This is a genomic window from Cupriavidus sp. SW-Y-13 (assembly GCF_009793345.1).
Lineage (GTDB): Bacteria > Pseudomonadota > Gammaproteobacteria > Burkholderiales > Burkholderiaceae > Cupriavidus.
This window is the reverse complement of the sequence record NZ_WHLX01000002.1, coordinates 1295257-1316410: the sequence shown is the minus strand read 5'-3', so window position 1 is coordinate 1316410 and position 21154 is coordinate 1295257. Positions and strand designations below refer to the sequence as shown.

General features: G+C 60.2%; 19 protein-coding genes. 2 read left to right on the top strand and 17 right to left on the bottom strand.

Features of this window, described 5'->3' with window-relative positions; translation table 11 throughout:
• Positions 1–71: 71 nt before the first annotated feature.
• The 5 genes from GA566_RS21585 to xsc all read right to left on the bottom strand — a co-directional run bounded on the left by GA566_RS21585 (position 72) and on the right by xsc (position 5715).
• Positions 72–833, bottom strand: a complete 762-nt coding sequence (locus tag GA566_RS21585; RefSeq protein ID WP_144198168.1) for a sulfite exporter TauE/SafE family protein — start codon at positions 831–833, stop codon at positions 72–74.
• Positions 834–837: 4 nt separating this feature from the next.
• Positions 838–1671 (bottom strand): IclR family transcriptional regulator, encoded by an 834-nt coding sequence (locus tag GA566_RS21580; protein ID WP_144198169.1) that lies wholly within the window; start codon positions 1669–1671, stop codon positions 838–840.
• A 14-nt stretch (positions 1672–1685) separates the two neighbouring features.
• Positions 1686–2753, bottom strand: a complete 1068-nt coding sequence (locus tag GA566_RS21575) for a 2-aminoethylphosphonate aminotransferase (RefSeq protein WP_144198170.1) — start codon at positions 2751–2753, stop codon at positions 1686–1688.
• Between the two features lie 67 nt (positions 2754–2820).
• Complete coding sequence (gene pta / locus GA566_RS21570) at positions 2821–3849, bottom strand: phosphate acetyltransferase (protein WP_144198171.1); 1029 nt, start codon at positions 3847–3849, stop codon at positions 2821–2823.
• 21 nt (positions 3850–3870) lie between these two features.
• Entirely contained in the window at positions 3871–5715 is a 1845-nt protein-coding gene (xsc, locus tag GA566_RS21565; RefSeq protein ID WP_186296843.1) for a sulfoacetaldehyde acetyltransferase, read from the bottom strand.
• Between the two features lie 400 nt (positions 5716–6115).
• On the opposite strand from xsc, the gene GA566_RS21560 reads away from it, so the two are divergent.
• Complete coding sequence (locus GA566_RS21560) at positions 6116–7087, top strand: tripartite tricarboxylate transporter substrate binding protein (RefSeq protein WP_144198172.1); 972 nt, start codon at positions 6116–6118, stop codon at positions 7085–7087.
• An 86-nt stretch (positions 7088–7173) separates the two neighbouring features.
• Here the strand turns inward: GA566_RS21560 and dsbD are convergent, their stop codons facing one another.
• The 4 genes from dsbD to GA566_RS21540 all read right to left on the bottom strand — a co-directional run bounded on the left by dsbD (position 7174) and on the right by GA566_RS21540 (position 12225).
• Entirely contained in the window at positions 7174–9117 is a 1944-nt protein-coding gene (gene dsbD, locus GA566_RS21555; protein WP_144198173.1) for a protein-disulfide reductase DsbD, read from the bottom strand.
• Positions 9117–10043, bottom strand: a complete 927-nt coding sequence (gene dsbG, locus GA566_RS21550; protein ID WP_144198174.1) for a thiol:disulfide interchange protein DsbG — start codon at positions 10041–10043, stop codon at positions 9117–9119. Before dsbG (GA566_RS21550) ends, dsbD begins: the two co-directional genes overlap by 1 nt.
• 155 nt (positions 10044–10198) lie before the next feature.
• Positions 10199–11539: an ATP-binding protein gene (locus tag GA566_RS21545; RefSeq protein ID WP_160473967.1), complete on the bottom strand. Its 1341-nt coding sequence runs from the start codon at positions 11537–11539 to the stop codon at positions 10199–10201.
• A 14-nt stretch (positions 11540–11553) separates the two neighbouring features.
• Entirely contained in the window at positions 11554–12225 is a 672-nt protein-coding gene (locus tag GA566_RS21540; protein WP_144198176.1) for a response regulator transcription factor, read from the bottom strand.
• 170 nt (positions 12226–12395) lie between these two features.
• Here GA566_RS21540 and dsbG (GA566_RS21535) point away from each other — a divergent pair, with 170 nt between their 5' ends.
• A complete protein-coding gene (gene dsbG / locus GA566_RS21535; RefSeq protein WP_144198177.1) occupies positions 12396–13184 on the top strand; it encodes a thiol:disulfide interchange protein DsbG in 789 nt (262 codons plus the stop codon).
• Between the two features lie 174 nt (positions 13185–13358).
• Here dsbG (GA566_RS21535) and GA566_RS21530 read toward each other — a convergent pair whose 3' ends face one another.
• From GA566_RS21530 to GA566_RS21495, 8 genes are all read right to left on the bottom strand, one after another.
• Entirely contained in the window at positions 13359–14372 is a 1014-nt protein-coding gene (locus tag GA566_RS21530; RefSeq protein WP_144198178.1) for a D-cysteine desulfhydrase, read from the bottom strand.
• A gap of 16 nt (positions 14373–14388) precedes the next feature.
• Positions 14389–15123, bottom strand: coding sequence for an amino acid ABC transporter ATP-binding protein (locus tag GA566_RS21525; protein ID WP_144198179.1), 735 nt, complete (start codon positions 15121–15123; stop codon positions 14389–14391).
• Between the two features lie 12 nt (positions 15124–15135).
• Positions 15136–15804: an amino acid ABC transporter permease gene (locus tag GA566_RS21520; RefSeq protein WP_160473966.1), complete on the bottom strand. Its 669-nt coding sequence runs from the start codon at positions 15802–15804 to the stop codon at positions 15136–15138.
• Positions 15801–16544 carry an amino acid ABC transporter permease gene (locus GA566_RS21515; protein ID WP_144198181.1) on the bottom strand — a complete coding sequence of 248 codons (744 nt, stop codon included), beginning with the start codon at positions 16542–16544 and terminating at the stop codon, positions 15801–15803. Before GA566_RS21515 ends, GA566_RS21520 begins: the two co-directional genes overlap by 4 nt.
• A 126-nt stretch (positions 16545–16670) precedes the next feature.
• Positions 16671–17558 (bottom strand): amino acid ABC transporter substrate-binding protein, encoded by an 888-nt coding sequence (locus GA566_RS21510; protein WP_144198182.1) that lies wholly within the window; start codon positions 17556–17558, stop codon positions 16671–16673.
• Between the two features lie 222 nt (positions 17559–17780).
• A complete protein-coding gene (locus tag GA566_RS21505) occupies positions 17781–18764 on the bottom strand; it encodes a LysR family transcriptional regulator (RefSeq protein ID WP_144198183.1) in 984 nt (327 codons plus the stop codon).
• A 597-nt stretch (positions 18765–19361) separates the two neighbouring features.
• Positions 19362–19706, bottom strand: coding sequence for a carboxymuconolactone decarboxylase family protein (locus GA566_RS21500; protein WP_144198184.1), 345 nt, complete (start codon positions 19704–19706; stop codon positions 19362–19364).
• 258 nt (positions 19707–19964) lie between these two features.
• Positions 19965–21152, bottom strand: coding sequence for an MFS transporter (locus GA566_RS21495; protein ID WP_144198185.1), 1188 nt, complete (start codon positions 21150–21152; stop codon positions 19965–19967).
• Between the last annotated feature and the right edge of the window lie 2 nt (positions 21153–21154).

Sequence of the window (21154 nt, the reverse complement as noted above, 5' to 3'; positions counted from 1 at the left end):
AAGCTACCCCTGTGGAGGGCAAGGAATGGAGTTCCTGCGCGCACGGCCGCGTTCGGACGCCGATCGAAAGTTCAGTTGAACACCGAAAGGACGGTTGGAAGCATGAGGTCGGCCCCAATGAGCATGAGTACGCCATAGGCGAGCCGTCGCGACGCCTTCAGTGACAAGGGTGGTGGCCAGGCGCGGGCAATCAGCGTGGCGAGCGCGACGACGGGGACCGCCACCAATGCTAGTGTCAGAGTCTCCCGGGAAATTTGACCTTGCCATGCATTGAACGCGGTCCGGGTCGACGAGGTGACAGTGAAGATGAAAATCAACGCGCAGCGGATCCCGACGAGCGGAAACGGCTGGCGATAGAACTGGAAGATCAGCGGCGGACCCGAAACACCAAACATTCCGCTCAGTACACCGCCGAAGACCCCGCTCATCAGGAAGCTTCCATTGCTTGATCTCTCTTGCAATGGCGCGGGACGAAACGCTGCCGTTATTCCACCATACATGACCACGGCGCCCAGAACAAAGTGAAGCATTCCGGAGGCAGCACGGCTCAAGTACTCCAGTGCCAGCACGCCTATGACTACGGATGGAAGGATGCCGATAGTAGCAAACGCCACGGCGCGCCAATCAATGTGGTGCAGTTTGCCGGGCAGAGCCATTGCGCTGTTTGCGAGTGTCACAAGGCTCGCCAGCATCGCGATGGTGGCCACCGGCGCAAGATGAAGACCGCTGGCGGCGCCCACAGCGATCATGCCCAAACCGAATCCGGTGATGGTCTGGAAGTAGCTCGCCGCCGCCATCACCGCCAAGATGGGAAGTGCTGCCTCTAAAGTCATCGTCCTAGAACGTATTCGCCAACTCGGCGGCCGCACGCTGCAATCGGGGCACGAGCGACAAGGATCGTGATAGCGGAGATCGCACGGCGGGGGCATGGACGGCAAGGGCGGCAAGGACTTGGCCATCTGCATCGTAGATCGGGACGGCGACACAGGATATGCCTGCGATGAACTCTTCGTCATCGACGCCGATTTGCTGCTCGACGCAGCGCTCGAGTTCAGCCTCCAGGCGGCCCATGTCCGTGATGGTATTGGCCGTGAAGCGGTCCAGTCGCAACTGTTGCATGAGCGCGGTGCGTTGATTCCGGGGGAGCGCCGATAGCAGTAATTTCCCGCTGGCCGAACAATGCAAGGGCACACGGGAACCCGGTTGCAGGTCCAGGCGCAACGGCCAGGGTGCCTCGATCCTGTCAAGATACAGGATCGAGCTCTCGTGGAGCACGGTGACGTTGACGGTCTCCCCGATATCCTCGACCAACTTTGTCAACACCGCGTGGCGGAGTTGTTTGGGGCCTGATCGCGTGACGATCGCCAATCCGAGTCGCGCCAGCCGCGGCCCGACCGTATAGATATTGCGCGGGCCGGGCTCGCGCACCACGAGACCGCCTGCCACCAACGCAGAGAGCATCCGGTGCAGGGAGGCCTTGGGGGCATCGAAACCCTGGAGGATCTCCGCGGGACTGAGCGGCCGATCGGCTGCTACGAGAAATTCGAGCAGTGACAGCGCGCGCAATGTTGGCGTTTCCCTTTCAAAGGAAAGCTCCGGGGAAGGAGGGGTGAACGCCAGGTCCTGCTTGCCCGGTCGATGCGATGGTTCGGGGAGATTTATCGCCGTCATAGCGCGCTTCTGGTCTATTTGAGCAAAGTGGATTCGAATGCTGCGATTAGCCTATCGGCGTCCCCGGTTTCGAGGGCCCCCATGGTTGAGATCCTGAACAGCGTCTTGGATAGATCGCCCTGGCCTGCATAGATCACAAAACCGCGCGCTTTCAGTGCATGATGGAGGTGGACATATTCCAGACCGATTGGAAGTGCATAGGCACGTAGAACCACCGAGCTCATGGACTGTGGCAGCAGCTCTCGGACGCCCAGGGCAGTCAGGCCGCGGCGCACCTGGCCCGCCAACGCACCATAACGGTGATGCCGTGCCGTCCATCCACCTTCGTCACTGTGCTCGCGGAGGGCTTCCACCAGCGCGTAAAGGGCGTGCACGGCCGGCGTGAAAGGGGTGTTGCGCTGGTCCTGTAATTTGGCATGACGCAACACGTCGAGGTAGTAGGTGCGGCTTGTCGCGCTCGCGAGGGCCGTTCGGCGTGCAATGACGAAGGCAATCCCCGGGACGCCGTGCAGGCACTTATTGGCGGTGGCGGCGACGGCGTCGATGCTGCCACTGAAATCGATCGCCTCCGCGCCGAAGCTGCTGACGGCATCGACAAGAAGCCGCACGCCATGCGCCTGACACAGGCTGTCGATGGCCAGGAGGTCGTTCAGGCGGCCCGTGGTGGTTTCGTGATGGATCACGGCCACGTGCGTGATGCCCTTGTCTGAATGGAGCGCAGCCTCAATGCGTCCGATGTCCGGCGCGTCCATCCAGGCGTGTTTCACAATAATGTGCGGGATCTGGTATTGCGCGGCAATCTGCGCGATGCGTTCGCCGTATACACCGTTCTGTACGATCAACAGCTTGCCGCCCGCCGGCACAAGGCCGGCGATCATGCTTTCTACGGCGGCCGTGCCGGATCCCGTCAGCAGCACCGAGGCCCATTCATCGCTGTGGAGTCCGTACACGCCGCCGATACGCTGCCTGGCCTCATCCTGGAGGTCGAAAAACTCGCTCTCGCGGTGGCAAAGATCCGGCTGCAGGAGACTACGGCGAACACGCTGGGACAGTGTGACGGGACCGGGGTTGAGAAGCAGCATGGGTGATCCGGGTAATGATCGGGTTGGAAAAGCTGGCCTCTTCCTGTGGAGAAGCCAGCCGGAAAGATCAAAGGGACACTTCGATGGATGCCAGGCGCTTTGCGGCCTGTGCTTGGACGACGGTCACCGCAATGACGTGAAACACGTCGTCCGCACTGCATCCGCGCGACAGATCGTTGGCTGGCTTGCGAAGGCCTTGGAGTAGCGGTCCGATGGCCTTCGCGCCGCCCACGCGTTCCGCGAGCTTGTAGCCGATGTTGCCGGCCTCGAGGCTGGGAAAGACCAGGACATTGGCATGGCCTTGAACTTGGGAGTGGGCAATCTTCTTCGCCGCGATCTCCGCGACGATGGCTGCATCGAGCTGCACGTCGCCGTCGATGGCCAGCGCTGGCCGCCGTTGGCGGACCATCTCGGTCGCCCGGACCACCTTGTCGACGGCAGGGTGATGTGCGCTGCCGCTGGTTGAGAAGGAGAGCATCGCCACGCGTGGCTCCTCCAGCAACAGGGTTGACGCACTATCTGCGCCAGCCATCGCGATTTCGGCGAGCTGACAATCATCGGGGTCGATCACCAGACCGCAATCGGTAAAGATGACGCCGCCTTTGACCGTATGAAACGGTTCGCAGAGCATCATGATGAAAAAGCTGGAAACCAGCTTGCACGCGGGGTCGAGGCCGATCAACTGAATGGCGCTGCGAACGACGTCTGCCGTGGTGTGCTCGGCACCAGAAACAGAGCCATCCGCATGCCCCATCCGCACCAGCATGTTGGCAAAGCATAGAGGCTTGCGGACCTCCGTCGCGGCGGTGCCGCGCGACATCCCTTTTGCCTCACGCAGGCGGAAAAGTTCCTCCGCGAAGGGTTCGGCAAACTCGGCGCCCTCCGGGTCGAAGAGCGTGATGCCGCGGAGGTCGACGCTGGCGTCGTCGGCGCTTGCGGTAATCCTGTGGCGATCGCCCACCAGAATGGGATGGGCGACGCCTTCGGCTATCGCGCGCTGCGCGGCAAGAAGAACCCTGGGATCTTCCGCTTCGCAGAGCGCGATGCGTTGGGGATCCGCACGGGCACGATCGATAATCCGGTGAATCGCTTTCATGATGGAATCCCCAAAACCGAATCAGACGAAGTCCTTGTACTTGTCGAGCAGGCGCACTGGCTTCGACAGGGCATCCCGACGGAACGGATCGCCAAGTTCGCGCGTACACATGATCTCGATGATCGTGGTCTTGCCATGATTCATCTGCAGATCGACTGCTCGCTTCAGCGCAGGGCCGACATCTTCGAGTCGATCGACAACAATGCCCTCGGCGCCCATTGCCTTGGCAATGCCGGCAAAGCTCTGGTTGTCCAATTCACCGGCCACGAAGCGGCGGTTATAGAAGTCCACCTGATTCTTCTTCTCGGCGCCCCATTGGCGGTTGTGGAATACCACTGCGGTCACCGGAATGTTGTGGCGCACGCATGTCATGGTCTCCATCAGGCTCATGCCCCATGCGCCGTCGCCCGCGTAGGAGATCGCCGGACGATGCGGCGCCGCAACCTTCGCGCCAATAATGGTGGGGAAGGCGTAGCCGCAGTTGCCCCAGCTCATGGCTGCGAAGAAGCTTCTCGGCTTTTCGAAACGCAGATAGCTGTTTGCCACCGAGTTGATGTTCCCGATGTCAGTGGACAACATCACGTCCGCCGGCATGGCGCGTTCGAGCTCGCGCAGCACCTGACGCGGGTGGAGGTAAGTGCCGCCTGTCGGCGTACGCTCGTGTTGCTGCTCCTCGATCATGTCGAGGCTGTAGGGATCGCGTTCGTGCGTCCACTCATCGAGCTCCTTCTCCCACGCAGCCTTTTCGGCAGCGATCTCGGCCGCCCGGCTATCGCGACTACTGTCACAGGCGAGCGCACGATTCGCCAGTCGCTGGGTGAGCGCCACGGCGGCGGCCTTGGCGTCGCCGCAGATGCCGACCGAGATTTTCTTGACGAGGCCGAGCATCTTGTGGTCCGCGTCGATCTGGATGATCTTTGCGGTCTTCGGCCAGTAGTCCATACCGTGCTGCGGAAGGGTGCCGAAGGGGCCCAGGCGGGAGCCAAGCGCGACCACCACATCGGCGCGCGAGATCAGCTTCATGGCGGCCTTCGAGCCCTGGTATCCAAGCGGGCCGCACCAGAGCGGATGGCTCGCCGGGAACGAATCGTTGTGCAGATAGCTGTTGACGACCGGGGCGCCCAGACGCTCCGCCAAGGCCTTGCATTCCTCGACGCCATCCGCCATGACTACGCCACCGCCCGAAATGATGACCGGGAACTTCGCATTGGCCAGCAGTTCGGCCGCTTCATTCAGACTTTGCTCTCCACCGGGGCCGCGATCGAGTCGTTGCGGCTTGGGGATCTCCGCCTTGATCTGCCCGTAGAAGTAGTCGCGCGGAATATTCAGTTGGGTGGGGCCCATTTCGGCCATGGCGCGATCGAAACAGCGTCCAGTGAACTCGGCCATGCGCGCCGGATGCGTGACGTGGCCTTGATACTTGGTGAATTCCTGGAACATCGGAAGCTGCTTGGCCTCCTGGAACCCGCCGAGGCCGATGCCCATGGTGCCGGCTTCGGGTGTCACGATCACCACCGGGCTGTGGGCCCAATAAGCCGCCGCAATCGCCGTCACACAATTACTGATGCCCGGGCCGTTCTGGCCGATGACGACGCCATGTCGACCGGAGACACGGGAGTACCCGTCGGCCATATGCCCAGCGCCCTGTTCGTGAACCACCGGGATGAGCCTAATGCCGGCCGGCGCGAAGATATCCATCGCATCCATGAACGCGGAACCCATGATGCCGAACATGTCGGTGACGCCGTTCGCGGCCATGGTCTCAACGAAGGCTTCCGACGGCGTCATGGCCTGCGGGCCCGTATCCGTCGAAGCCGCGGCACCACCTTTGTCGCCAGCGGCAATCGTGTTTTCTGAGTCTCGCATCGTTTGTCTCCTGTCTCGAAAAACGGAACACCACGTTCCGAAAAAGCCGTTTGTGCAAAGTTAGGACGAAACTTGCGAGAAGTCAACACTCGATGTCGAGAAATTGCAGTCCTTCGGCTCGAAATCTAAATTAAGCAGTTCAATAATGAGACATATTGTTCAGAAAGACGGTTACTAGGCGCAATTTCCAACCGCGGTGCCCCTGGGAATACTGCGGTTAACACTAGTAACGGAACGTTTGGTCTCAACTATGATGTGTCTAACGTCGCAAATATGGACGTTATTTACCGATCTGCCGAGGAGCGTTAAGCGCGGCACCGGGCGAGCGAGGAAGGACTACAACTAAATTTGAGTTCATCGATAGGCGGCTTGCGATCGCCTACAGAACACGGAGACAACGATGTCACGACGTCAACTGGTTGCTGTACTGGCCGCAGCATGTGCATTGCCGGTCAGCTTTTCCGTCTGCGCTGAAAAGGCATGGCCGCAGAAGCCGATCAAACTGATCGTTCCCTATCCTGCGGGGGCGGTCTCCGACTTCCTCGGCCGCCAGGCCGCTAACGTGATGTCGCAGGAGCTTGGTCAGCCCGTCGTCGTGGAAAACAAGCCTGGAGCCGGCACCAATATTGGTTCAGAGAACGTGGCGAAGGCTGCGCCGGACGGCTACACGCTCCTGCTGGCCAGTACCACCAACTCCGTCAACATGACGCTGTTCCCCAAGATGACGTATGACACGCTGAAGGACTTGGCGCCGGTGTCGATTCTTGCGAACGTGCCGAACTGGCTGGTAGTGAACACCAATTTTCCCGCGAAGAACGTTTCCGAACTGATTGCCTACGCAAAGCAAAAGCCGGGGGAGGTGGCGTATGCATCGGCCGGTCCCGGTAGCCCCGCTCACCTCGCCGCAGAGCAGTTCAATCGCATGGCGGGGGTCAAGCTACGCAATATCGCGTACAAGGGAGCCTCGCCCGCCATCACCGATGTCATGGCAGGTCACGTGCCTGTGATGTTCACCAACTACGCCGCCGTCCGCGGCGCAGTCGACGCCGGCAGGGTCCGAGTTCTGGCCACCGGCGGGGCAACACGCTGGCCATCGATGCCAAATGTACCGACAGTCGCTGAGTCCGGTGTGGCGGGCTACGAAGCGGGCGCATGGTATGGGCTGATGGCCCCGGCGGGGACGCCGCCGGAGATCATCGCAAAGATCAATCGTGCACTGGCGGGCCTTCGGTCACCGGCGATGGAGGAATCATTCCGGAAGCAGGGCGCCGAACTTGTACTGTCCACACCTGACGAGATGAAGCAGAAGATTCAGGCCGAGATTCCTTATTTCGCAAAGTTGATCAAGGACGCAGGCATTACGATCGAATAGGATAGGCGGTCAGTTTCTTGTCTGTGAGCGGCGGCCCCTCAGGGGCCGCCGCTCTTTGTCAACGCTTGGAGATTTCGAGACCGCGTTCAGGAAGGGTAGGTACGTTGGAGGGTGGAGAGGAAAGCTGGCGCGGGCTTGTAGCCCACGACGCGTTCCGTCTTGAGCTTGCCATCCGCCCCATAGAAGATCGTCGACGGCGGGCCGAAAATTCCGAACCGTCGGAGCAGTGCCCGATCCTCCTGCGAGTTCGCCGTTACATCTGCTCGCAACAGTACGAATCGTTGCAGTTTATCTTTCACGCTGGCATCCGCGAACGTGAAACGTTCCATCTCCTTGCAACTCGTACACCAATCGGCGTAGAAATCCAGCATGACCGGACGCTGGTCGCGCGCAGCCTGCGCGAGCCTTGCATCCAGCTCGTCAACATTCCTAACCGATTCGAAGTGCAGATCAGCCCGATGCGGATCAATCGCACCCGAATCCCCAGCGGCGCTTGAGACGATGGTGAACTGACTAAGGGGTTGCAGTACGTCCCGGCCGCCCGAGCTAACCCCCAGGATCAGCACCACGCTGAGCGTCACGGCGAGAAGGCCAATCGCCTTCCTCACCTGCGCGAGCGGTGCGGACACCGGGATGGGAGCCAGTGCTCCTAGTGCGACGCCTACTGCCAGGAGCAGGGTTGCCACGGCGAGCATGAATATCCAAGACGGCATAATTGGATTTGCCATCCAGAGCGCCAGCGCCAGGAGCATGTACCCAGAGGCCGTCTTCGTATGTACCATCCATCCGCCAGTGCGAGGCAGCAATGCGCCGGCGCCCGCGCCGACGAGAAGCAACGGCGTGCCCATTCCCAGAGCCATCGAAAAGAGTGCGCTGCCGCCAATCATGGCATCCCCGCTCCGGGCGATGTAGGCAAGGGCACCAGCAAGTGGTGCGGTCACGCAAGGACCAACGATCAGGGCGGACATTGCGCCCATGAGCGCTGCACCGATGAACTGTCCACCGTGGAGCTTGCCAGAGGAAGCCTGCAGGCGAGACAGCCAGGACTGGGGAAGTTGCAGTTCATAGACGCCGAACATGGCGAGTGCCAAGACGGACAGCAGCATGGCGAAGCTGGCGAGGACCCATGGCGCCTGGAGAAACGCGGTCAGGCTCTCGCCGATGATGCCTGCCGTGACGCCCACGCCGGTATAGATGACCGACATGCCCAGCACGTACGCGGCCGACAATCCCAACGACCGCCACCGTCTCGCTTCGGCACCTACGACGATGGCCGATAGAATCGGGACCATTGGAAGTACGCAAGGCGTTAGGGCCAGCAGGACCCCCAATCCGAAAAACAGCGAGACGACCAGCATCAGACTGCGGCTGGAGAGTGCCTGGTCGATTCGCGCGGAGACGTCCGGCGGCGATGAAGACGCCAGTTCGGAATCTTCCATCTGCGGCGTATGCTCCGCGACCGTTGTAGCGCCGCGATTGATGACAGGGGCAGCATGCTCACCCGTTAGCGCGGACATCGGCACGGTATGCTGCTGCGGCGGATAGCAGATCCCGGCGTCGGCACACCCCTGAGACGTGACTTGCAGCACCCAGGCACCAGGCGCGGATCCTTCATCGAAGGGGAGTTCAATAGTGACGCCCTTGCGATAGATGTCGACGTCCTTGCCGAACGTCTCATCAAATTTCCGTTCCGCAGCGGGATACGCTGGCGCGAGCAGCCGGACGTTGTCCGGGCTTGCGGAGAAGGCAAAGCGCTCGCGATACATGTAGTAGCCGTCTTCGACATCGAAATGGACAGCGACAGTGTGAGCGTCGACGCGATCTGCTGTGAATCGGAATGCCTGGTCGGGCGGCAGGAAATCCGCGCCAAGGGCGAACCGCGGGGCCAAGCACAGCAATGCCCAAATCAGACCCGGACGTGTGCCGGGGAGGGGCAGGCGACCCATCAGGCGAACGATCCAGCTTGCCCAGAGCTGTGCAGACCGAGACAGCGCAGCGACCCTGCTTGCAACCTCAATGGCCGGCGTCATCACTGAAACCTCGCGAGTTCGGGGTCCGAGATTTTCTGTCGCGGCAGCCCCGTGATCCGCGTGAGCTCGCTCAACTTTGGCATGCCGGCTTGCAGATGCACCTCCCCCTTTTCGTCTTTCCAGACGAACCCGGGTGTTCCACCAAACTTGAAGCGCTCCATCAGGATGGCGTTGCTTTCCAGCCCCTTCTGAATCGAGGCAGCCTTGCCAGGTTCCATCTTCAGCGTCGCGGTCCACGGCTTGCCGTGATTCGACTCCATCGAGCGGAAGGTGGCAGTTTTGTCTGCCGAGCCCAAGATCTCGACGGCCTTGGGCAGGCTAGATGGCTTGATGACGGCAACCATTACCCATCTGACCTGCAGGCCAGCCGCCTCATAGGGTTGCAGCGCCTTCCACGCGAGGTGGCAGTATGGACATTCCGGGTCGGTAAAGATGTAGAGCACCCGCTTCGGATTGGCTTGCGTTCCCTCTACGACTTGCGGCGTCTTTTCCAGTTCTGCATACAGGCCGGAGAAATCGGCTTTCGGGATGTACCGATCTTCGTACTCGGCCGAGAGGATCTTCCCGTTATCCGTCACAAGATTGCCAATGAGCATCGTTTTACGGTCGCCGGTCGTGTAAACGATGGAGTGCTCACCGTCTCGCTCGAGTACCCAGCCCGTGAGGCCCGAGGCCGCAGGGAAGCTCTTTACGATTATGATCCCGTTTTTCACGGCGTCTTGGATGACGCCAGGGTATTCGGATGCGCCGCCTGCCATCGAGGGTTCGGCGATGCAGAGGAACGTCAGCAGTGTGCCCGCACACGCGGCGCTGAGGACGGCAATTTTTGGCTTTCGGAAGATTGGATTGGACATCCGCAATGGAAAGGTTTCATTGGCAGAACTCGGATCGCCGCAGCAGGTCGCACAGAAGCGCCTGGTGTTCACGATGAGAGACAGTCCGTGGGCTTGCACGGATCTGGCGGATGCTAGGATTCAATAATTAAGGCGTAGTTAAGGCATGGACTGCCTCGCCACGTGCGTGCCTGGAGCCCGGACGACGCTGTGAGGGATGCCCCCAAGTCCGAGTGCTCCTCGCTTGATCAGCCGTCAGTGGCGATCGGGAATTCGAGCCAGACGGTCAAGCCGGTCGACGGGCTTTGCAGCGTGAGTTTTCCTCCGTACTCGGACGCGATGGCCTGGACGATGGCGAGTCCGAGTCCGCTTCCCTCGACGGACGGATTGCAGCGCCAGAAGCGCTCTGTCGCGTGCTTAATCTGATCGGGCGAGAGACCTGGTCCACGGTCCACCACGAATAGGCGGACCCCTCGGCTGCCGGTCAGCTCGATGCCCGTATCTACGACGGTATCGAACGGTGCATGTCGCAAGGCATTTTCCAGCAGGTTCCGTATTGCCGACGCGAGGAGTGCTGGGGGGACGTTGACACTGGCTGAGCTGGAGTCGGACGGTGGAGTCACGACGACGCGGTCCATGGCGCCCATTGACGAACCCAGTTCCCGCACTGACTGGCGAAGCGTGTCCAGAACGTCCGTCATATGTGTGGCCGAATCGTCGTCCCCGGCCTCGACCCTTGCGAGAAGCAACAGGCTTTCCAGGGTGGCTTGCAGGCGCGACGCGCCCGCTTCGGCGTTGGCCATCGAGCGCTCTACTAGCGGAAGCGGTGCGTGATTGCGCAGACCAAGCAACGCCACCTGGATGTTAGTCTTGATGGCCGTCAGAGGTGTGCGCAACTCATGCGCGGCATCGTCCGAGAACTGCCTCTCACGCTGCAGCGCATCCTGAACGCGAATTAAGAGATGCTGCACCGTGCTGATCAGCGGGCGGAGTTCGCTAGGTGCTGCGATGGCGGGAAGCGGGCTGGTGTCGCCCGGAACGCGCTGTGCGAGGAGCAGTCGTATGCCTTCGAGTGGAGCAAGTCCCCGGTGAATGGCCAGCCACAGGATCGCGAGACTGCCCATCACCGCGGCGAGAAATGGCACGCCCCCGGACATCGCAAAGTCCCGCAGCAATCCACGCCTGACGTTTTCCGGCTCGGCCGTCGCGATCCGTATCCCATCACGTTGCAGCACGTAGACGCGCCAGGCCATCCCGCCGATCTCGTAGGTTCCATACCCCGGCTGGGCATGCATCAGACCGGGACTTCCCGTAGTGCGCGCCAGCAAGGTCGGTACCACGGTAGCTCGGGCAAGGCTGATCTCGCAGACCAAGCCGCCAGACGCGTCTTTGTCGAGGGGGAACGTCGGGGCAAAAGGCGCGTCGGGATGGGCTGTCGGAAGCCTGTCCATCAGGCTGGAGACCATCCTTGCCGATGCCTGCAATCGGGCGTCCAGCACCGATCGGACCTCGCGGTTGAAATCCCGGTACATCCATAAGCCAACGGCAGTCCACACCAGCGAAAGCGAGGTGCCGATGATGATCAGCAATCGGATCCTAAGGCTCATGCGAACGCTTCCACTGGTCCCAGCCGAAAGCCGAGTCCGCGAACGGTTTCAATTGTCCTTGGCCCGAGCTTTCGCCTCAGGTGGTGGATGTGAACGTTGACGGCGTTGCTCTCCACATTCGTGTCCAGCCCATAAATGCTGTCCTGGAGCTGAGAGGTCGTCAGAATCTGCTGCGGGTACTGGAGAAACGCCTGGAGGAGTCTGAACTCGCGGCGCGTGAGTTCGATCAAGATACCATCGCGGTGTACCTCCCCGCTGTCGGGCGCAAGCGTGATCGCCCCCCAACGATAGCGATTGACGATTGTCCCCGTCGAGCGTCTGAGAACGCTCTGCATCCTGGCGACCAGCTCGTTGAGGTCAAAGGGCTTTGTCAGGTAATCATCGGCGCCGGCCTGTAGACCCGTGATCTTGTGCCTGACGGAATCGCGCGCCGTCAGCGCGATCACCGGAAAACTGACACCGTCCGCGCGCCATTGCCGCAGGAGATGGACCCCATCGGTGTCGGGCAATCCGAGGTCGAGCACGCAGAGATCAAAATGAGTGGATCGTCGTACGCTCTGGGCACTGCTGGCGTTACCCACGGGCGTCACCTCGAATCCATGCATGCGCAGGCCGGTCGCGACCCCGTCGCATACCAGCGGATCATCTTCGACAAGCAAGACATGCATTTTTCTTCACTTCCAATTCAACTGCGACAGATTCTTCCGTCTCGATGTTAACGGTCTGTTAACGCTTGTCATGCAATCTCGACGCGCGCCGCAGACCTCCCGGGTGCCTTTCGCCGGGCTCGGATACATCATAGGCGCGGCATCCTCATTACGGACCTGACATCGACAGCATGCCCCGCAAAGGGTTCCTTCCCACCATCCTCCTTTCCGCCCTGATGACCGCTACAGCCGCCACGCCCGAGGAATCCCGACTTTTCGACGTTCTTCGCAAGCAGGGCGTGGCCGTACTGGGGCCCATTGCGGCGCAAGGCGGGTTGAACGCCTGGGCGGCGGAAAGCGACGGGCGACCGATCGCCATTTATCAGGCCCCAGACAGGAAGCACGTTGTGATCGGGACGATGCTCGATATGGCCGGGCGGGAGGCTGGCAAATCGGACGTGGTCGCGGCAGTACGTGTCAGCCTGTCCAATGCCGTGATGGAGCAGTTGGCGAGCACGACCTGGATTGGCGAGGGCAGGGCCGATGCGCCACGCATCGTCTACGTATTTACCGATCTGAATTGCGAATCGTGTTTCAAGTTCTGGCTCGACGCCCGACCTTGGGTCGACAGCGGTAAGGTGCGACTCCGGCATATCCTTGTCGGGTTGCGCGGGCCGGAAAGTGCCGGTCGTGCCGCGGAAGTCCTGACCGCCGCTGACCCTTCCTCCGTCTTTCTCAAGCGAGTGGACGAATGCGCGATGAAGGCGGCCCACCCGCATCTGCCCTGGGCGTTCCGTTGCGAGATGCCGACAGCCTCCGCTACCGAAGTCGTCCAGCACCAGATGGATGGCAACATGCGCGTGCTGAGGCAGTTCGGATTCAATCAGCTACCTGCGCTCGTCTGGATCGACCAGCACGGTGAGTTGAGAAAGCAGATCGGGGTGCCCGAGGACACGCTCATGAGCATCTTCGAGCAATGACGGCCAGGATCGCACGGCCGGCCATGGCGCGAAGCAGTGTTCTGCGCAAGGTCGCGGCCGGCACTGCCAGGGACGGGCGGCTATCGGTCGGTCTTTCGAGAAGTCGCCGGTACGGCGCGGACCCGCCAAGTGGCGAAGGCAGCCAGCGACCGGCCCGTTTTCTTGCTCGCCTGTCTATTGGGGCTGACCTAAAAATAGCTCGTAGCCAAACAGTGCGGCACTGCCTCCCGTATGGACGAAGATGACGTTCTCATGCTTGGCATAGCGACCCGATCGAACGTAGTGAATCAGGGCGGCCATGCTCTTCCCCGTGTAGACCGGGTCCAGCAGAATGCCTTCATGGCGTGCCACGAGATCAATCGCCTCTCTGACCGCGGGCGTCGGCAGGCCGTATCCCGGCCCAATGAATTCGTCATCGACCCGTACCCGGGCAGGAATGTCCCCCGCGGGCAGTTCGAGCTCGCGGCAGACGGCAGCGGCCAGATGTCCAACCTTTTCCGCCTGGACGGATGACGGTGCGCCCACGCTGATACCGGACACCGTACAGGAACTCCCCAGGGCATCAAGGCCCACGATGAGCCCCGCATGGGTGCCTGCGCTGCCCGAGGCCACGACGAGGTGATCCGCGGGAACCTGTAGTTCGGCGGTCTGGGCCAGAATCTCCGCCGCGCACTCCACGAAACCCAGTGTCCCGATCACGTTTGATCCACCAACCGGAATCACATAGGGCGAGCGGCCGGCATCGCGCAGGCGCTGCGCAACGTCTGCCACCAAAGCGGGCATGTCGGCGCCCGACGGCACAGAAACAATCGAGGCGCCCAGCACTTTATCCAGCAGCGCGTTGCCCGACGCACTGTATTGCGGGTCCATGGACGGTACACGCGCTTCGAGTACGACCGTACATTGGAATCCCATCTTTGCGGCGGCGGCCGCTGTCTGCCTGGCGTGATTGGATTGCGTCGCACCACTTGTGACAATGGTGTCAGCGCCTTGCCGCTGCGCGTCGCCGAGAAGAAACTCAAGCTTTCGGGTCTTGTTTCCGCCCGTGGCAAGTCGGGAGCAGTCCTCGCGCTTGATGAACAAGGAGGGTCCCCCGAGCAACTTTGTGAGTCGGGGCAAGTACTCCAATGGTGTATGCGTTCCCCCCAAGAACATTCGCGGGTATCGCTGCAGATCAAGATGATGCATGGCAGGGCGACCTCGGCTAGTGGGTAAGAATCTTCGACAGGAAGTCTGCAGCACGGCTGGAGCGCGCGGACGCGCCGTCGAAGAATTCGTGCGTCGCGCAATCCTCGACAATTTGGCCGGCGTCCATGAACACGACGCGGTTACTGACACGACGAGCGAATCCCATCTCATGGGTCACGCACATCATGGTCATCCCTTCGCTGGCCAATTGACTCATGACATCCAGTACTTCGCCGACCATCTCCGGATCGAGTGCCGAGGTGGGTTCGTCAAAAAGCATGACGATGGGGTCCATGCTGAGGGCTCGGGCGATCGCCACGCGCTGCTGCTGGCCACCGGAAAGTTGCCCAGGATATTTGTCCTTGTGCGCAAGCAGCCCAACGCGGTCGAGCATCTTGAGCCCTCGGGCGTGTGCCTCCGACTTGCTCCGGCCCAGCACCTTGATTTGTGCAAGCGTCAGGTTTTCCGTCACGGAGAGATGCGGGAAGAGTTCAAAGTGCTGAAAGACCATGCCGACGCGGCTGCGCAACTTGGACAGATTCGTGCGCGCGTTGGTGACGGATGTCTCCGCGACATGAATCTCGCCCTTCTGGATTGGCTCCAGGGCGTTGACCGTCTTGATGAGCGTGCTCTTGCCAGATCCCGAGGGACCGCAGACAACGACGACGTCCCCCTTGGCGATACGCGTTGAACAGTCGGTGAGTACCCGAAAGTCACCATACCACTTTGAAACATTATCGATACTGATCATGGCGCAACCTTATTATCTAACGACGGCCAGGCGGAACTGGAGTCGCTTAACCATCAAGCTGAGTGAATAACAAATGCAGAAATATGTGACGCTGGCGATCAGGTAGGTTTCAACCGGCCGATTGAAGTTGACGCCAACAATTGAGAAACCCTTCAGTAGGTCATAGGCGCCGATGGCGTAGACCAGCGACGTTTCCTGAAACAGGACGATCGTCTGCGTCAACAGCAGTGGCAACATTGCGCGGAAGGCTTGGGGAAGCACGACGAGTCGCATGCATTGCCCATATGTCATGCCCATGGCGTAGCCGGCGTTGATCTGCCCGCGGGTGACGCTTTGTATGCCGGCGCGCATAATATCGGAATAGTAGGCCGCCTCAAATGCAATGTAAGTGATGATCGCCGATAGCTCGGCGCCGATCGGGTGCCCAACGAAGAGTGGGATCAGCAGATAGAACCAGAGAATGATCATCACCAAGGGAATCGATCGCAGCGTGTTGACGTACGCCGAGGCTGAGCGCTCCAACCAGCGTCGACCCGACAGCCGCATCAGTGCCAATACCGTGCCCAGAGCAATACCGCACAACATGGCGATCAAGGTGAGTTTGACCGAGAAGAAAAGTCCCTTCTTTATGAAAACGAGGAACGTATCCCAGTTGAAGAAAGAGAAATCGAGAGTGTTCATTTCTTGAATCCGAGCATGCCAGGTATGCAGAATCGATTCTCGATGCGTCTTGCGGTCAGGTTAACCGTGAACGTCGATGCGAAATAGAGAAGGGTGACCGCGAGATAGATTTCAATCCCCCGAGACGTCTCTTCCTGCGCCTGCATGGCGAACATGGTCAGTTCGGAAACGCTGACCGCAAAGGCGACGGAAGAGTTCTTGACTATCGTCATTGCCTCGCTGGTGAGCGGCGGTGCGATGATGCGAAACGCCACGGGCAGCAGAATGAATCGATACGTTTGCCACCGGGTGAGACCGAGCGCCTGGCCGGCAGCCCGCTGGCCTTTGGGGATCGCCTGAATGCCGGTACGAACTTGCTCCGCTATCCGCGCGGAAGTGAACAGTCCCAATGCGGTGACGACAAGCACGAATCGGGGCGTGCCTGACAAGCCGGGAATCAACTGCGGCGCAACGTGATACCAAAGAAAGACCTGCAGTAGCAAGGGGATGTTCCGGAACAGATCGATCCAGATGCTGCTTGCCCGTAGGATGAGCTTGTTATCGAACGTGCGAATCACGCCGATGATCGTTCCCATAATCACGCCGACCGCGAGGGCGCAAGCAGCAACGGAGAGGGTCCACCCCCAGGCGGAAAGCATCCAATCCAGGTACGTAATACTGCCATTCTCACCGAAGCATCGTGGCGAGATCTCGCCACTGATCGTGTCCGTGCAGAAAACCTGCCAGTCCCATAGATTCACAACAAATCCCCACACCTATTGCTGAATGATGAAAGCTCATTCATGGTTCGCAGAACATTCTTGAAAAAACTGAGAGAAGGGGGACTGTTTCGAGTCGTCCCCCTATTCCGCTGAGGTGAGAAGAATCTACAGCGCAGGCTTGTCCGAGAGCGTCTTCATGTTGTCGCGCAGCGGCTGACTCATCGGGACATTAAGCGTAATGCCCTTGGGCGGGATCGGCGTTTCGAACCACTTCTTATACATCGCATCAAACTCGCCGCTTTTCATGAGGCCGGAGATCGTGTCGTCCACGAGCTTCTTGAATTCAGGATCGTCGCGGCGGAGCATGATGGCAAAGGGTTCGACCTGAATGGCATCGCCGATGATTGCGTAATCGCCCGGGTTGCGCGATCCGGCGCGTTGGCCATAGAGGAGAATGTCGTCCATGCCGAAGGCAGCCGCCTGGCCGGACTGTACGAGCAGCATCGCCTCGGCATTGTCTTTGGCGGCGATGATCTCCATCCCCAGATTTCGCTCCTTATTGACACGACGGAGTACCAGGAGATTCGACGAGCCAACGGTCGAGACGACCGTTTTCCCCTTCAGATCGGCGATGGAGCCGATGCCGGCGCCCGACTTCACAAGGAATCGGGTTCCCGTGTAGAAGGTGTTCGTGGCAAATGCGACTTGCTTGGCGCGTTCCTTATTGTTGGTAGTGGAGCCGCACTGCAGGTCGATGGTGCCGTTTACAAGCAGGGGGATTCGGTTTTGGCCAGTCACTGGCTGGCTTTTGATGGCAATGTCATTGCGCCCGACGGTCTTCTTTACGGACCCGACGATCTTCTGGCAGATCTCCCAGGTGAAGCCCGTGGGCGCTGCATTGTCCCCGAGATACGAGAAAGGAACGGCCGTTTCCTGGTAGCCGAGCGTGATCGCACCGGAGCTCTTGATACGACTGAGCGTATCGGCATCAGATGCATAAGCGTTGCACGCGATGAGCGTCAGCGTAGCGATAAGAAGGTGCGCGGATTTCATGGTCGTAGGCTTCCTGGTGAGGTCGGTGCATGGTCGTTGTTGGATTCATTAAAGCAAATTGGAAATTTACCGAGAAGCGCATTATGTTCATGAGACTTTTGAGTTCTTGTCTAAAATCAATATGGTAATTCCAAAATACAACGACAAAAGCCACGACAAAATGTCGTGGCCATCCTCCTGTGGATTGCCGATGGAGGCTACGCGATGTTTGATATGAGGAACTTAAGCACTTGCAAGTGAATAGAGTTCCCGAGGATATTCCTTGGCGTAGGGCATACCGGATGCTGCAAGGGCATCACGCTCCCAAGGTGGCGTGTCGCCAAATTCATTTGCCAGAAAATCGATAAAGCTTCTAATGAGTGGATTTTCGTATTTGGAGCGGTAGTACATGGCGTACAGCGTATGGACAATCGCTGCCCGGTATTGAGGCACCACGACGCGGAGATGGCCTTTGCTGATGTCGGCCGCCACCAGATAGGTTGGCAGGCAAGCAATGCCCCGATGCTCGAGTGCGGCTTCTCGTAGTGCCAGACTCGAGTTGGAGGTCATGCGCGGCGTGACTTTGATGTGTTGCGTATGTTCGTCTCGCCGGAATGTCCAAGCCCCGTCGAGCGTCATGGCAGGATAGACCAAGCAAGCGTGACGCGTGAGATCCTGGGGATGATCGATGTCGGCGTGATTGGCCAGATATTCGGGTGAGGCGCAGTACAACCAGCGGATGCAGGCCAGCTTTCTTGCGGCATAGCCCCAGTGCGTGTCCGCGGTGATACGAAGCGCGACGTCGAAATTCTCCTCAGAGAGATTGACGTAGCGATCGTCCAGAATGATGTTGGCGTTGACCTCGGGGTACGCTTCGAGATATCTACCGACGATATTTGTCAGTTGCTTGGTGCCGAACGCGATAGAGCTGCTGAGCTTGAGATTTCCATGCGGGTGCCCAAACTGGCGCGCGGTATCGAGGGTGTTCTCCACATCGGAGAGGATCGATGTTGCCCGCTCAAGGAATAGCCGTCCTCCCTCGGTAAGGGTGAGGCTGCGTGTCGTGCGTTTGACAAGCAGCACGCCCAAGCGCTCTTCGAGCTGAGCCAGGCTTTTGCTCACGGCAGAGGGAGACAGGTGGAGGTCCCGCGCGGCGGCTGACAGGCTTCCTGATTCGGCGATTCTTGCGAATACCGTCATTTGGGTAAGTGTGGCAAAGCTCTTCATCTCATACCCTATCTCATCGCGGCCATCGTCTGGCTGGCATCCGGATTCAGAGCAATTCCCGGACCAAGCTAAAGACCTTCCCGGAACCTTCCGCCACGGCGAACTGCACCGAAAAAGCGTCTCGTCGTCACGCATGCCCCGAATGCAGGCAAAGCCGTCGCCTGGATGGCGCAGGGGCGGCTGGCAGCTCTGCGTCTCGTGAGACGCTAATACATAGTATGCAAATGGAACTATTTGTTCCATTCGGGTAAATCCCATGCCGGGAAATGGGCAATGATTCGGAGGTCACATGGCCAGCCCGATCGACCGTGCAGGGAGTGCGATACGGCTCGATGTCGCTGTGCGCCGAAGTCGAGGGCGCGTACGCAAATGGGGGAGTATTGCTGGGTGCCGCGTGGGGTCCAAGATGTCGGCAAGCCGGTGCGGGTACTCAGGACGTCGCCTGCAACCCACGCGTGCGGCGGTACGGGCAGTCAGGGGGAGGGGGGCTACAGGGGGGCGGCAACACGCGAACATCCGTGTCAGGCGGCGCGACCCGCATGGAGCGGGTCGTGAAGGTGCTAGCGAGCAAGCCTGACGGCGAGTCCGGGCGCTGCTTTACTTTGCTTCGAATTGCTGGAATGCCTCAAAGGCGCGTACGGAATAGACATACGCAGCGCCGGCGTTGAGGGCCATTGCCGTGCCAAGCGCATCGGCCAATTCAGCTTCGGTGACACCGGCCTGACGCGCGGCGCTGGCATGGGAGGCGATGCAGCCCTCGCAGCGGGTCGTCACCGCGACGGCCAGTGCGATCAACTCGCGCGTGCGTGCGTCGAGCGCACCGTTGCCATTCTGATTGGTGTTCAGCGCCACGAAGCCTTCCATCAGCTTCGGCGAGGCCTTTGCGAATACTGCGCCTGCGGCACGGTTCTTCTTGAGTTGCTCGATCCAGTCCTTGATCATTGATATATCTCCATTGGGTGACGACAAGCCGTGTCATGCATGCGCTTCTGCGTGCGTGTACGGGAATGCCCCCCAATTCTTAGCCACAAGCACGTGGTAGCGAAAGCGCAAGTTCGTCCAAGCACCTATGAATCGCATTCAAAGATCAAGGCGGTGACGGGAAAGCGGCGGTTCGGTGGATGACGTGCCGAGGCGGCATGTCGCGCCATGCCGCCGCGATCCCCGGCGCTGGATTTGCCAGCATGCCAATGAGGGGGGCTATCCTTCAATCACCTGCTGCTCCCGGCGTGCATGCAGGAGCACCACGGCAATGGCGGCCACCACCACGGGCGGCAACACATACAGACACACGGTGGCCCAGCTTCGGGTAGTGACCAAGGAGCCGGAGGTAAACGACCCGACGACCATCGCGGCGAAAATGACGAAGTCATTCAGCGACTGCACACGTGTTCGCTCTGCCGCTGAATGGCAGGTGAGTACCAACGCGGAGGCCCCGAGAAATCCGAAGTTCCAGCCAATGCCGAGCAGAACCAGCGATAGCCAGAAATGGTTGATCGTCAGCCCACTCATGCCGGTCAGCGCCGCCAAGCAAAGCAGGGCGAGGCCTGTGAGAATGATGCGGGATGTGCCAAACCTTGCAATCAACCGGCCGGTGAAGAAGCTGGGAGCGTACATCGCGATCACGTGCCATTCAATGCCCAGGTTGGCGGCCTCGCGAGGGATGCCGCATATGTCCATTGCCAAGGGCGCTGATGTCATCACGAAGTTCATCATCATGTAGCTGACGACGCCGCAAAGCACCGCGATGAACAAGGGGGACTGCCGCAGGATGATGCGCAATGGCCGTCCGCCAGTGGCCGCTTCTGCGATCGCGTGCTCGAAGCGAACGCCGCGAAGGACGATGGCGGAGAGGGCCGCCGCCACGGCGGCTGCCAAATACGTGGCGGCGTATGTATGCGGTGCCCAAAGGGTCATGGTGGCCGTGGCTAGCTGGGGCCCAAAGACTCCCGCAGCAACGCCACCCGCCAGCACCGTTGAGAGGGCCTTAGATCGCAGTTCGGGCGTGACACATTCCGCGGCGGCAAAGCGGAAGCTCAGGACCACTGCCGCATATGCGCCGCCGAACAACATCGCCAAGCAAAACAACGCAAAGGAGCCGATGACAATGGCCAGTGCGGCTAGCAAGCCCGTGAAGACACCGCACGCATTGCCGACAAGGAAGGCAGTCGGTCGACCATAACGCCTCGCGGTGGCACCGACCGGAAGCGTGGCCAGGGCCATGCCGGTCACAAAGACTGAAATGGGTAACGTAGCCAATTCGGGACGCGGGGCCAATGTATGGCCGATGATCGCGCCGGTGGCGTACACGACCGTGGAATTTGCACCGGCGAGTGCCTGGGCAGCGGCCAGGCGCAAGACACTGGCATTCAGTCCGCGAGAGCGCATCG

Excerpts from the sequence above, each read along its gene's own strand:
- GA566_RS21585 (WP_144198168.1), bottom strand. The coding sequence starts at position 833 with ATGACTTTAGAGGCAGCACTTCCCATCTTGGCGGTGATGGCGGCGGCG.
- GA566_RS21580 (WP_144198169.1), bottom strand. The coding sequence starts at position 1,671 with ATGACGGCGATAAATCTCCCCGAACCATCGCATCGACCGGGCAAGCAG.
- GA566_RS21575 (WP_144198170.1), bottom strand. The coding sequence starts at position 2,753 with ATGCTGCTTCTCAACCCCGGTCCCGTCACACTGTCCCAGCGTGTTCGC.
- pta (WP_144198171.1), bottom strand. The coding sequence starts at position 3,849 with ATGAAAGCGATTCACCGGATTATCGATCGTGCCCGTGCGGATCCCCAA.
- xsc (WP_186296843.1), bottom strand. The coding sequence starts at position 5,715 with ATGCGAGACTCAGAAAACACGATTGCCGCTGGCGACAAAGGTGGTGCC.
- GA566_RS21560 (WP_144198172.1), top strand. The coding sequence starts at position 6,116 with ATGTCACGACGTCAACTGGTTGCTGTACTGGCCGCAGCATGTGCATTG.
- dsbD (WP_144198173.1), bottom strand. The coding sequence starts at position 9,117 with ATGACGCCGGCCATTGAGGTTGCAAGCAGGGTCGCTGCGCTGTCTCGG.
- GA566_RS21540 (WP_144198176.1), bottom strand. The coding sequence starts at position 12,225 with ATGCATGTCTTGCTTGTCGAAGATGATCCGCTGGTATGCGACGGGGTC.
- dsbG (WP_144198177.1), top strand. The coding sequence starts at position 12,396 with ATGCCCCGCAAAGGGTTCCTTCCCACCATCCTCCTTTCCGCCCTGATG.
- GA566_RS21530 (WP_144198178.1), bottom strand. The coding sequence starts at position 14,372 with ATGCATCATCTTGATCTGCAGCGATACCCGCGAATGTTCTTGGGGGGA.
- GA566_RS21525 (WP_144198179.1), bottom strand. The coding sequence starts at position 15,123 with ATGATCAGTATCGATAATGTTTCAAAGTGGTATGGTGACTTTCGGGTA.
- GA566_RS21520 (WP_160473966.1), bottom strand. The coding sequence starts at position 15,804 with ATGAACACTCTCGATTTCTCTTTCTTCAACTGGGATACGTTCCTCGTT.
- GA566_RS21510 (WP_144198182.1), bottom strand. The coding sequence starts at position 17,558 with ATGAAATCCGCGCACCTTCTTATCGCTACGCTGACGCTCATCGCGTGC.
- GA566_RS21505 (WP_144198183.1), bottom strand. The coding sequence starts at position 18,764 with ATGAAGAGCTTTGCCACACTTACCCAAATGACGGTATTCGCAAGAATC.
- GA566_RS21500 (WP_144198184.1), bottom strand. The coding sequence starts at position 19,706 with ATGATCAAGGACTGGATCGAGCAACTCAAGAAGAACCGTGCCGCAGGC.
- GA566_RS21495 (WP_144198185.1), bottom strand. The coding sequence starts at position 21,152 with ATGCGCTCTCGCGGACTGAATGCCAGTGTCTTGCGCCTGGCCGCTGCC.